10 protein-coding genes are annotated in these 11,620 nt (G+C 70.8%); 5 read left to right on the top strand and 5 right to left on the bottom strand.

Features of this window, described 5'->3' with window-relative positions:
• Positions 1–297 precede the first annotated feature (297 nt).
• Positions 298–630, bottom strand: coding sequence for a hypothetical protein (locus AB0B76_RS06065; RefSeq protein WP_360370044.1), 333 nt, complete (start codon positions 628–630; stop codon positions 298–300).
• 259 nt (positions 631–889) lie between these two features.
• Here AB0B76_RS06065 and AB0B76_RS06060 point away from each other — a divergent pair, with 259 nt between their 5' ends.
• The 3 genes from AB0B76_RS06060 to AB0B76_RS06050 all read left to right on the top strand — a co-directional run bounded on the left by AB0B76_RS06060 (position 890) and on the right by AB0B76_RS06050 (position 4,432).
• Positions 890–1,381, top strand: coding sequence for a DUF3145 domain-containing protein (locus AB0B76_RS06060; protein WP_360370041.1), 492 nt, complete (start codon positions 890–892; stop codon positions 1,379–1,381).
• Positions 1,382–1,441: 60 nt separating this feature from the next.
• On the top strand, positions 1,442–3,115 hold the full coding sequence (locus AB0B76_RS06055) for a glycoside hydrolase family 3 N-terminal domain-containing protein (protein ID WP_360370038.1): 1,674 nt from the start codon (positions 1,442–1,444) through the stop codon (positions 3,113–3,115).
• A gap of 366 nt (positions 3,116–3,481) precedes the next feature.
• The gene (locus AB0B76_RS06050; RefSeq protein ID WP_360370035.1) at positions 3,482–4,432 is read left to right on the top strand and encodes an alpha/beta hydrolase; all 951 of its coding nucleotides are present in this window, start codon (positions 3,482–3,484) and stop codon (positions 4,430–4,432) included.
• Here AB0B76_RS06050 and AB0B76_RS06045 read toward each other — a convergent pair.
• Positions 4,419–5,420: a saccharopine dehydrogenase NADP-binding domain-containing protein gene (locus AB0B76_RS06045; RefSeq protein WP_360370032.1), complete on the bottom strand. Its 1,002-nt coding sequence runs from the start codon at positions 5,418–5,420 to the stop codon at positions 4,419–4,421. The two genes, AB0B76_RS06050 and AB0B76_RS06045, sit on opposite strands and share 14 nt — an antisense overlap.
• 59 nt (positions 5,421–5,479) lie before the next feature.
• Here AB0B76_RS06045 and AB0B76_RS06040 point away from each other — a divergent pair, with 59 nt between their 5' ends.
• Both AB0B76_RS06040 and AB0B76_RS06035 read left to right on the top strand, forming a co-directional pair.
• Positions 5,480–6,130: a DedA family protein gene (locus AB0B76_RS06040; RefSeq protein ID WP_360370030.1), complete on the top strand. Its 651-nt coding sequence runs from the start codon at positions 5,480–5,482 to the stop codon at positions 6,128–6,130.
• Positions 6,131–6,197: 67 nt separating this feature from the next.
• Positions 6,198–8,351 (top strand): AAA family ATPase, encoded by a 2,154-nt coding sequence (locus tag AB0B76_RS06035; protein WP_360370027.1) that lies wholly within the window; start codon positions 6,198–6,200, stop codon positions 8,349–8,351.
• 27 nt (positions 8,352–8,378) lie between these two features.
• On the opposite strand, the gene AB0B76_RS06030 is transcribed toward AB0B76_RS06035, so the two are convergent.
• Genes AB0B76_RS06030 through AB0B76_RS06020 form a run of 3 tightly spaced genes read right to left on the bottom strand, consistent with a single transcriptional unit; the run spans position 8,379 to position 11,397 of the window.
• A complete protein-coding gene (locus AB0B76_RS06030; RefSeq protein ID WP_360370024.1) occupies positions 8,379–9,248 on the bottom strand; it encodes a carbohydrate ABC transporter permease in 870 nt (289 codons plus the stop codon).
• On the bottom strand, positions 9,245–10,120 hold the full coding sequence (locus AB0B76_RS06025; protein ID WP_360370021.1) for a sugar ABC transporter permease: 876 nt from the start codon (positions 10,118–10,120) through the stop codon (positions 9,245–9,247). The genes AB0B76_RS06030 and AB0B76_RS06025 overlap by 4 nt, the downstream gene beginning before the upstream one ends.
• Positions 10,117–11,397 (bottom strand): ABC transporter substrate-binding protein, encoded by a 1,281-nt coding sequence (locus AB0B76_RS06020; protein WP_360370018.1) that lies wholly within the window; start codon positions 11,395–11,397, stop codon positions 10,117–10,119. The genes AB0B76_RS06025 and AB0B76_RS06020 overlap by 4 nt, the downstream gene beginning before the upstream one ends.
• Positions 11,398–11,620: the final 223 nt, after the last annotated feature.

The raw sequence follows: 11,620 nt of genomic DNA, 5'->3' as shown, positions 1-11,620 counted from the left end.
CAAGTCCTCAGGCCTCCCGGGCGCCGACCACGACATGTCGGGCGTGAGCACTCAAGTCCTCAGGCCTCCCGGGCGCCGACCACGACATGTCGGGCGTGAGCACTCAAGTCCTCAGGCCTCCCGGGCGCCGACCACGACATGTCGGGCGCTCCGCGCCACGACATATCGGATTTATACCCCGACAGGCGAAAAGTCGGAAAAGTCCGATCACGGAGTGTCGGACTTTTCCGCACAAACACGACGAACGCCGCCGAGCCCGAGCTCAGCGGCGTTCGAAGAAAGCAAGAAGCCGGCGCGTCAGGCGGCCTCGAACACGCCCGCGTCGACGAGGCGCTGCTCCGTGGCGGCCCAGCCGTTGTCCGGCTCGGCCGAGTTGAGGGCCTGGATCTCGGCCCGGATCTTGATGGCGTGACCGGCCGCGGCGAGAACCCGGATCTCCTCGGCGAAAGCGTCGGAGGTGGTGCTCAGGTGGACGGTCTTGCCGTTGGTCAGGTTTCGCACGTACACGTGCTTGCCCTTGTTGAGCGGGATGAGGTACTTGAACTCACCCAGCACACTGAGGGCGCCGGATGCACCGGCCTGACCGGCGCGGACTGAGGCCCGCGCGGTCTTTGAGGTGTTGCTCGCCACGGCGGGAACTCCTTGTCGAGGCTCTACTTGCGGAAGACAAGAAAGTGTAACAGCCTGCGGGTCCTGGCAAAAAAAGGTGAGTTACCTGATGGACGGTCCGTCCGTTGGACATTTCGGAGGACCGGTGTAGCCGTTTCTCTGGCGTACCGCGCTCAACATCGTCATCATTGGTCCCAACAGTCACCGCCGCACGCCTGGCATGACCGCCGGAGCACGAGGTCGTAGGGGAAGACGCACCTCGGTCTCCAGGAGGTCTTACGTGCCCACGCGTGGCGTCATATACGTTCACTCGTCACCGCTCGCCGTGTCATCGCACGTCGAGTGGGCGATCGCTCGCGTCCTCGGCGCGCCGGTCCGCCTCGAGTGGTCGGTGCAGCCTGTCGAGCCTGCGGCCCGCCGGGCGCAGTGCTCGTGGTCCGGCGCGACCGGCACGGGCGGAGAGCTCGCGGCCGCGCTCCGGCAATGGCCCATGATCCGCTTCGAGGTGACCGAGGAGCCGAGCCCCGGCGTGGACGGGGAGCGGTTCATGCACGTGCCCGGCCGTGGCCTGTTCCGCGGCTCGACCAGCGCCAACGGCGACATCGTGCTGTCCGAGGACCGGCTGCGCGCCCTCGTCGCGAGCGCGCGCGGCTACGAGACCCTCGCGCACACGCTGGAGAAGGCCCTGGGCGCCCCCTGGGACGCCGAGCTGGAGCCGTACCGCCACGCCGCCGACGGCGTCCCGATGACCCTGCTCACCCGCGTCGGGTGAGAGATCTTCGTTGCACGGTCATGATTGAGTGGGCGAGTGCCGAGTCCCACGCGTCGCCTCATGCTGTCCATGACGGCCCTCGCGCTGCTCGCGGGCGGCTGCTCCGACGGCGGCAAGCGGGGCGCCGACCCGCATGACAGCGGCCCGGTGTCGGCGCTGGTGCCGGGGGCGGACCCCGCGAAGCAGGCGGCCGAGATCGCCGGGCGCCTGTCGGACGAGGAACTGGTCGGACAACTGCTGATGCCGTACGCGTACGGCAACGCCGCCGACAAGGTGTCCTCGGGCTCCGCGTCGGCCAACCGCACGTATGCGGGGGCGTCCACGCCGGCCGAGATCGTCAGGAAGTACCACCTGGGCGGCATCATTCTCGTCTCCTCCAGCGCCGACGATCCCACCGCGGGGACCAACAAGACCACGAACGTGGAGTCGCCGGCCCAGGTGGCGAAGCTCACGGCGGGCCTGCAGCAGGCGGCGCTGAGCCTGCCCGCGCGGCTGCCGCTGTTCATCGGCACGGACCAGGAGTACGGCCAGGTCACCCGCATCCGCGACGGCATCGTGCAGCTGCCGGCGGCGCTCGCGTTCGGCGCGGCGGGGGACCCGAAGCTCACCGAGGCGGCGTGGAAGGCGGCCGGCACCGAGCTCGCCGCGATCGGCCTCAACGTCGACTTCGCCCCCGACGCCGACGTGCTCGGCACCCAGCCCGGCGGCGTGATCGGCTCGCGCTCGTTCGGCAGCGACCCGGCGAAGGTCGCCCCGCAGGTCGCCGCGGCCGTGCGCGGGCTACAGGCGGCCGGCGTCGCCGCGACCGTCAAGCACTTCCCGGGCCACGGGCACACCACGACGGACAGCCACAGCAGCCTGCCGGTCCTCTCACAGAACCTCACGGCGCTGGAGTCCGGCGACCTCCCGCCGTTCACCGCCGCCCGCGACGCCGGCGTCGGCCTGATCATGTCGGGCCACCTCGACGTGAAGGCGATCGACCCCGGTACCCCGGCCTCGTTCTCCGGCAAGGTGCTCACCGACCTGCTGCGGGGCAAGCTCGGGTACACCGGCGTGATCGTCACCGACGCCCTCAACATGGCCCCGGCCGAGCAGTGGGGCCCGGGCGAGGCGGCGGTACGCGCGATCCTGGCCGGCAACGACGTGCTGCTGATGCCGCCGAACCTCGGCACGGCGTACAAGGGGCTGCTGGACGCGGTCAAGTCCGGCCGCATCACGAAGCAGCGGCTGGTCGACTCGGTGACGCGGATTCTGGCGCTGAAGCTGCGGCTGGCCGCGGTACCGAAGCCGGAATTCAGCGTCGTGGACGGGCCGGACGGCAAGAGCGCCGCCCGCGCGGGCGCCGCGGCCGCGATCACCGTTCTGCGCGGCAAGTGCACCGGCGCCCTGGTCAGCGGCCCGGTCCGGGTCACCGCGGCCGGCGCGGACACGGCCAAGGGCTGGCTGGAGGAGTCGCTGAAGCAGGCGGGCGCCGAGGTGGTCACGCAGGGCGGCGCGGAGGTACGCCTGGTCGGCTACGGCCGCGGCTCCGCGGACCTGTCGCCGTCGGCGGCGGTGACGGTCGCGCTCGACACGCCGTACGTGCTCGGCTCGGCCAAGGGCACCCTGCTCGCGACGTACTCGGGGTCGCGCGCCTCGATGTCCGCGCTGGCCGACGTGCTGCTGGGCAAGGCGAAGGCCCCGGGCCGCTCGCCGGTCCCGGTGTCGGGCCTGTCGCCGACCGCGTGCGCCTGAGCTCGTACAAAGCGCCCGACTTTTCGATGTACGCCCGCGGTGATCGTTCGAGTGACGCCGCCGCGGGCGTTGGGAGGACTCTGCGGTGCGGCGACCGCGGAAAGTCGGCGTTGGGGGCCCCGACCGAGAGCGCGAACGGCAGCCGCACAGAGCAGGCGGTGACCGCGGAAAGTCGGCGGTTGAGGGCCCTGACCGAGAGCGCGAACGGCAGCCGCACAGAACAGCCCGCAACCACCGAAAGCCGGCGGTTGCGAGGCGCCTGGCACGAGCCGGCCCCGCGCAGCGCGCGTTGCGAGAGCAGAGTATTACCGGAGTAGTCCCTGGGTGACAGGGGTAATCCTCGACACTTCCGGGTAACAATTGCCCATGGGTACCGTCATCTCCTCGCCAGTGCGGCTCAAGGACGGTGCCCGCCTGTACAGCGTTCTCCACCCCGCCACCGGGCGCCGGCCCGTGACGGTGGTTTTCCTGCACGGATGGACGCTCGACAACCGTCTGTGGCGCCAGCAGATCGCCGACCTGCCCGAATGCCTCGGCGCCCCCGTTCGGATGCTCGCCTTCGACCTGCGCGGGCACGGTCGCTCCGACGCCACGCACGGGGCCGATGCCACGCTCGAGCAGCTCGGGGACGATCTCGCCGAGGTCATCCGGCAGCGCGTCCCGCGCGGGCCGATCGTGCTCGTCGGGCACTCGCTCGGGGGGATGGCCATCATGGAGTACGCTCACCGCCACGCGGCGTCGTTCGCGCGCCGGGTGGTCGGGGTCGTGCTCGTGTCCACGTCGGCCGAGGGGTCGTCGCGTACCAGCTACGGGCTCAGTCCCCGGCTCGCGCGGGTCATGCGCGTGCTCGAGGTGCAGGGCGCGGGGCTTCTCGCCCGCTCCGGGGCCTGGCGGCCGCACCGGCGGCTGATGCCGCTGCTCGCGCCCGGCGTGCGCTGGCTCGTCTTCGGCCACCGCGTCGACACGAGCTGGGTCGCGCTCACCGCGTCCATGGTCGGCAACGCCCGGCTCTGCGCGATAGGCGGCTTCCGGCCCTCCGTCGACCTGCACCACCGCGTCGAGACCCTGGCCGCGATGAGCGGGCTGCCCGTCGCGGTGCTGGTCGGCTCCGCGGACCGTCTCACGCCGCCGGTCTGCGCCGCGACGATCGCCCAGGAACTGCCCGAGGCCGAGCTGCGCGAGTGCGAGGACGCCGGCCACATGCTGCCCATCGAGCGCCCCGAGTGCGTGACGGAGGCGATCGTGTCGGTGATCCGCCGCGCCGAGTCGAGCCGCCGCCGCACCCCGAGCCGGCGCACGGTCGTCAAAGCAAGCTGACGGTCACCCCGTCCAGGGAACGGACGAAGTCGGCCCCGAGCCCGGACGAAGGCGTGTGTACCCCGGGCGCCACCGAGCCGCCCAGGACCCGCTGCACAGCGCGCAGGGAGGCGTCCGCGGTCAGCGCGTAGGCGTTCGGGCCGGTCAGCGTGGCCGAGCGTGTCGCGCCCGCGGCGTCGCGGACCTCGGCCCACGCCTCGCAGCCGCTCGCCGAGCGGACCGACGAGGACGGGCCGCCCGGGCGGACCAGGGCCTGCACGGTCCGCCGCAGCGGGGCGAACCGGAACAGCGGGGCCAGGGCCGTGCCCGGGGGCAGGGGCATGTAGACCGTGATGTCGGGGATCGACGTCGAGCGGTACGCGGTGGCGAGGTCGCCCCAGCGGGTCGCGCCCACCCGCTGTACGCCCGATGGGAACGGCACCGAGCGCGACGGCGCACCGAAGCGGGTCGCGACCAGCTCGCCGCCGACCCGCCGCAGCGCGCCGGAGCCCATCTCGGCGAGGGCGGTGCGGGCGGTACCGCGGGAAAGGCCCCCGGGCGCGGAGAACGCGATCTCCAGCGCGACCGCGCCGGGCAGCTCGGCGGCGAGGAGCGCGGCCAGGCAGTCGGTCGGCACCACGTCGAAGCCGGCACCGGTGATCATCGCCACGCCGGCCGCGCGCGCGGCCCCGTCCTGGGCGAACATCCACGCGAAGACGTCCAGCTCGCCGGTGATGTCCAGGTAGTGCACGCCGGCCGCGAGGCAGGCGGCGACCATCGGGCGGGCGGTCGCGGCGAACGGGCCCGCGCAGTTCACGACGGCCCCGACGCCCTCGAGCAGGGCGGGCGAGGGGGCGCCGGCGCGGTACGGTAATCCGAGCTCCTCCGCCAGCGCGCGCACCGGCGCCTCCGAGCGCCCGGCCAGGATCGGACGCTCGCCCCGCGTCACCGCGAGGCGCGCCAGGAGCGCACCGCTGTAGCCGTTCGCGCCGTACACCAGACAGCCCACGCTCAGGAAACTATGAGACGCTGGGCGGGAACGGAAGTCTCGAGGGGGAGGGTCCGCGGGTGCATCACATCGAGGTGTGGATGGGCACACTCTCCCCAATCTGGGTCTACCTCCTGGTCGGAGCCGTGATCGGCGTCGAGAGCATGGGCGTCCCGCTGCCCGGCGAGATCGCGCTGGTCACCGCCTCGCTGCTGTCCGTCACCACCTCCGTGAACCCTTGGCTGGTCGCGAGCGCCGCCGCCGCGGGGGCGATCGCCGGCGACAGCGCCGGTTACCTGATCGGCCGCCGGGGCGGGCCCGCGCTGCTGGAGCGGTTCGGGCGGCGCTTCCCCAAGCACTTCGGCCCCGAGCACCTGGCCAAGGCCGAGCGGGCCTTCCAGCGCTGGGGCGTGTGGGCGGTCTTCTTCGGCCGGTTCATCGCGCTGCTGCGCATCCTGGCCGGGCCGCTGGCGGGTGCGCTCAAGGTGCCGTACGGCAAGTTCCTCCTTGCCAACGCCACGGGCGGCATAGTGTGGTCGTTCGGCACCGTGTTCGCGATCTACATGCTGGGCCAGGTCGCCGAGAAGTGGCTCAAGGACTTCTCGTGGGTGGCGCTCGCGCTGGCCGTCGTCGCCGGCCTCGCCACCACCTTCTACCTGCGGCGCAGGGCGGCCGCGGAGGCGAAGGCGCTGCGCGCCGAGGCCGAGAAGGAGCCCGCGGCGACGCCGTGATCGAGAAAGCCCCGGCGCGCGAGTAGGCTTTCGGGGTTGTTTTTCGCCGGGCGGCAGGAGTAAATCGTTGAGCGACGCGGTTCGCGACTCGGAGATCGCCGCTGAACAGGCCTATCTCGACCGGGTCTACGTTCGGCTGGACCAGCTGCGGATCTCCGCCGCCGAGGTCGAGAAGGCCGGGTACAGCCTGGCCCGGGTCGGCAACTTCGGCGCCCTGGTCGAGCGGGACGCCATGGTGTACCACGCGGCACGGCGGCGCCGGGCCCTGGAGAGCGAGCACGACGGGCTGGTCTTCGGCCGGCTCGACCTCGGCCCCGGCGGGGTCTCCGGCGCGGACGCCGCGGCCGTCGAGCCCGCGGTGCCGGACGGCGAGGTGCGCTACATCGGGCGGCTGGGGCTGCGCGACGAGCAGTACGACTCGCTCGTCGTCGACTGGCGGGCCCCCGCGGCGGCGCCGTTCTACCGGGCCACGCCGGCCGACCGGATGGGCGTGGTGCGGCGGCGGAGCATCCGCAGTACCAACGAAAAGGTCGTCTCCATCGAGGACGACCTGCTCGATCCGGCCGCCGCGCCCGCCGATCTGCCCGTGATCGGCGACGGCGCGCTGCTGGCCAACCTGTCGCGGGCCACCGGCCACGGCATGAAGGACATCGTCGCGACCATCCAGCGCGAGCAGGACGACGCGATCCGCTCCCCCGCGTCCGGGATCACGATCGTGCGGGGCGGGCCGGGCACCGGCAAGACCGCCGTCGCGCTGCACCGGGCCGCGTACCTGCTCTACGCCGACCGCAACCGGTACGAGAGCGGCGGCGTGCTCGTCGTCGGGCCGTCGGACGTGTTCGTCGGCTACGTGTCGCGGGTGCTGCCGTCGCTCGGCGAGGACACCGCCACGCTGCGCTCGCTCGGCCAGCTCGTCGAGGGCGTCCGGGCCACCCGGCACGAGCCGCCGGAGGTCGCGGCGGTCAAGGGCTCGCTGCGCATGCAGCGGGTGCTCGCCCGCGCCGCGCGGGGCCCGGTGCCGGGTTCACCAGACAAGATCCGGATTTTGTACCGCGGTGAGCTGCTCAGCCTCGACAAGCCCGCCCTGGACGACCTGCGCCGCACGGTGCTGAACCTGGGCGTGAAGCGCAACGCGGCGCGGGCCAAGGCCGCCGGGCACGTCCTGGACGCCCTGTGGCGCCAGAGCGTGGAGCTGCTCCCGTCGGGCCGGCAGCAGCAGCGGCCCGAGTTCGCCTCGGACATCGCCGAGCGGCCGGAGTTCGTGCAGTTCATGCGCGGCTGGTGGCCGGTCCTGCGCCCGGCCGAGGTGCTCGGCTGGCTCGCCGACCGCCAGCGCCTGCAGCGGTGGGCCAACGGGGTGCTGTCGAACCGCGAGATCGCGACCCTGGCGGCGGCGGTCGACCCGTCGTCACTGTCCGTCGAGGACGTGGCGCTGCTGGACGAGCTCTACGAGTACCTCGGCGACCCGCCCGTGCGCAAGCGCGCCGCCCGCGACCCGTTCCACGTGGCTGAGGGCGTGCGGGAGGTCGCGACGGCCTCGCAGCGCGCGGCGGCGGCCCGCGAGCAGGCGCTCGAGCGCCCGGACGACTACCGCGACTACGCGCACGTCATCGTCGACGAGTCGCAGGACGTCTCGCCGATGCAGTGGCGCATGATCGGCCGCCGCGGCCCCCACGCCACGTGGACGATCGTCGGCGACCCGGCCCAGGCCGCGTGGGCCGACGCCGCGGAGTCGGAGCGCGCGATGGAGGCGGCGGTCGGCACCCGCCGCCGCTCCCTCTTCACGCTCACCACGAACTACCGCAACTCGGCCGAGATCTTCGCCGTCGCCGCCCGCGTGATCCGCGCGGCGCAGCCGGACATCGAGCTGCCCACGGCGGTTCGCTCCGCCGGCATCGAACCGGTCGAGACCGTCACCGACGACCTGGCGCCGGCCGTGCGCTCGGCCGCGGCCACGCTCCTCGACCAGGTCGAGGGCACGGTCGGCGTGATCACCCCGACGGCCCGCCGCGGCGAGATCGCCGGGTGGCTGGACGGGCTCGACGGGCAGCGGCTGCAGACGGTGGGCGCGCTGGACTCGAAGGGCATGGAGTACGACGGCGTACTGGTGGTGGAGCCGGCCGACATCCGCGACGAGGCGACGACCGGCTTCCGGACGCTGTACGTGGCCCTGTCCCGCGCCACCCAGCGCCTGACCGCGGTGGGCACGCGCCCCTTCTGAGCAACCGGCCTGACCCTCGGCGCCCGTTCAGCCCTTCGCGGCGCCCAGGGTCAGGCCCGCCACGAACTGCCGCTGGAGCGCGAAGAACACGATGAGCGTCGGCAGCGCCACCAGCAGGGAGCCGGCGGCCAGCAGGTTGTAGTCGGTGAAGAACTGGCCCCGCAGGTTGTTCAGGGCGCTCGTCACCGGCAGCTTGTCGCCGGTGGAGATGAGCACGAGCGCGTACAGGAAGTCGTTGTAGATCCAGGTGAACAGCAGGGTCGCGAGCGCCGCCAGGGCCGGGCGGCACAGCGGCAGCGTCACCTTCCAGTACTGCAGCCACACCCCCGCCCCGTCGACGACCGCGGCCTCGGTGATCTCCACCGGGAGCGTGCGCATGAAGTTCGACAGGACGAAGACGCAGAAGCCCACCTGGAACGCCACGTGGATGGCGATGAGGCCGGCGTAGGAGTCGTACAGGGTGCCCGAGGACGAGACGAAGCCCGGCACCGGGATCTGCTTGTACATCTCGTAGAGCGGCGTCACCAGCACCTGCGGCGGCAGCAGGTTGCCCGCGGTGAACAGGACCAGCAGCGGCAGGGCGAACCGGATGCGCAGGCGGGCGATGCAGAACGCGACGAAGGACGCCAGGAACAGGGTCAGGATCACGCCCGGCACCGCGACGATCATCGAGTTGGTGAAGTACTTCGGCAGCTCCGCGGAGTCCCAGACCTGCGCGTAGTAGTGCAGCGTGAGCCGGTCCGGCCACGAGAAGTACCCCTTGCGGGACGTCTCCGCGTAGGGCCGCAGCGAGGCGTAGACGGCCAGGGCGAGCGGGGCCAGCCAGCCCAGCGCGACCACCATCAGGAAGCCGTTCAGGACAATGCGTGCGGGTCGCAGGACCCCTCCTGCCTTCATGGCTCCTCCCGCAGGATGCGCACGAGATAGGTGACGATGAAGCCGAGCGAGATGAGCAGCAGGATCACGGCGATCGCGGAGCCGAAGCCGATGCGGCTCGCCTCGCCGATGATGTTGTCGGTCACGAGCACGGACAGCAGCTCCAGGCCGTTGCGGCCGCGGTTGATGGCGTACACGATGTCGAACGCGCGCAGGCCCTCGATGACGGTGATGACCAGCACGATGATGTTGACCGGGCGCAGGGTCGGGAACGTGACCCGGAAGAACGTCTGGGCCTCGTTGGCCCCGTCCAGGGCCGCGGACTCCTTCAGCGCCGGGTCGACCGCCTTGAGGCCGGCCAGGTACAGGATCATCACGTAGCCGACGTGGCGCCAGCCGACCGCGATGAGCACCGCCCAGATGTTGATGTCCGGGTCGCCGAGGAAGTCGATCGGGTTGCCGGTGCGGCCCAGGATGTTGTTCAGGGCGCCGTAGTCGCGCGAGTACACCAGCTGGGCGATGAAGCCGACGATGGCCAGGGACAGCACGACCGGCAGGTACAGCGCGCTCTGGTAGAACCGGCCCAGCCGCAGGTTCTTGTCCAGCAGCACGGCGAAGAACAGGCCCAGCGGGGTGGCGACCAGCCCGAGGAACGCCAGCCAGAGCAGGTTGTGCTGCATCGCCGGCCAGAACGGCGGGTAGACGTTGACGATGGTGTCGTAGTTCTTCCCGCCGACCCACACGGGGTCGGTGACGCCGTTCCAGGACGTGAAGGACAGCCCGGCCGAGGCGATCGTGGGACCCCAGATGAGCGCGAGGTCCAGCACGATCGCCACGCCGAGCACGACCGCGATGACGGTGCGGTCGCCCAAACCGAAGCGCTTGATCTTCACGACGTGAAGATGGTCTTCTTCTGGGCCTCGATGTTCTTCAGGAGGCCGTCGACGTCGTCGGGCTTGTTGATGAAGCTCTGCAGGGCCGGGATCATCACCTGGGAAGCGAAGTCCGGGCGGGTGTCGCGGTCGAGGAACTGCGAGATGTGCTTGGCGCTGCTGATGAGCTGGGCGGACTTCTTCTGCAGTGCGCTGTAGCCCGAGATGTCGGCGGTCTTGTTGGCCGCGACGTTCGTCGGGTTGTTCTTCAGGTAGGCCAGCTCGGCGGGGCCGGTGGCCAGGTACTTCAGCAGCTCCTTGGCCCCGGCGGCGTTCTTGGGCTTGGCCGCCATCATGAACCCGTCGATCGGCGCCTCGACCGAGTCCTGCCCGAACTCCGAGTTGATCTCGGGGAAGGCGAAGAAGTCGAGGTCGTCCAGGTCGGCGCCGGAGAACTGCTCGCCGACGAAGGTGCCGCAGACGTACATGGCGGACTGCTTGTTGAGCAGTGACTGGGCCGCCTCCTGCCAGGTGCGGCCGTTCGCGCCCGGCTGGTGGTACGGCAGCAGCCCCCGCCAGGTGTCGAAGACGGTCTTGACCTTGGCGTCGGTCCAGGCGCCCTTGCCGGCCATGAGGTCGACGTGGAACTGGTAGCCGTTGATGCGCATGTTGAGATAGTCGAAGGTGCCCATCGCCGGCCAGCCGTCCTTGTCGGCGAAGGCGACCGGGACCAGCCCGTCGGTCTTGATCTTCTCGCACAGCGTCTTGAACTCGTCGAGCGTCTTCGGCGCGGTGTAGCCCTTCTGCTGCCAGACGCTCTTGCGGTAGAACACGCCCCAGGGATAGTTGTAGAACGGCAGGAAGTACTGCTTGCCGTCCTCCCCCGTCGAGGCCGCCTTGAGGGCGTCGGAGAAGTTGCCGCCGACCTCGCCCCACACGTCGGAGATGTCGCCGGCGAGGCCCTGCTTGGCGAAGAACTGCATGCGGTAGCCCGCGAACCAGCAGAACACGTCGTCGGGGTTGCCCTGCAGGTACCGGTTGATGTTCTCCTGGAACGAGTTGTGGTCGACGGTGTTGACCTTGACGTTCTTGCCGTTGGTGTAGCCCGAGATGACGTTCGCCATCGCGGTCTTCGGTACGTTGTCGGAGTAGTTGGACCCGAAGGTGACTTCCGAGGTGGCACTGCCACTTTTGCCGGAGTCGCCGGAGTCGCCGCAAGCGGCGAGCAGTGACGTCGCCGCCACCCCTCCGAACCCGGCCATGGCGCCGCCCAGAACGGTACGACGGGAGAAGTTCATCGCTTCCTCCTCAACAAGGCACAGAACCAAACGAGAACCTCCAGTACGGCGACAGTCCTCGGATACACGGACATTGTCAATGGATCACGGTCCATGATCAGGTGTGATTTGCTGGGATCGATGGGCGTTTGCCCGGAAAGATCAGCGACACATGTCGGTAACGAAAGGCGGGTGCACGGGTGTGATGCGGACAGATGCCTGTTCGAGTTTGTTGACTTCTGGT

The sequence above is a fragment of the Dactylosporangium sp. NPDC049140 genome, from assembly GCF_040648435.1.
Note: the sequence above shows the minus strand (reverse complement) of the source record. Positions and strands in the feature narration are given on the sequence as shown.

Coding starts and splice junctions, on each gene's coding strand:
- AB0B76_RS06030 (WP_360370024.1), bottom strand. CDS start 9,248: ATGAAGGCAGGAGGGGTCCTGCGACCCGCACGCATTGTCCTGAACGGC.
- AB0B76_RS06020 (WP_360370018.1), bottom strand. CDS start 11,397: ATGAACTTCTCCCGTCGTACCGTTCTGGGCGGCGCCATGGCCGGGTTC.
- AB0B76_RS06055 (WP_360370038.1), top strand. CDS start 1,442: ATGCTGTCCATGACGGCCCTCGCGCTGCTCGCGGGCGGCTGCTCCGAC.
- AB0B76_RS06050 (WP_360370035.1), top strand. CDS start 3,482: ATGGGTACCGTCATCTCCTCGCCAGTGCGGCTCAAGGACGGTGCCCGC.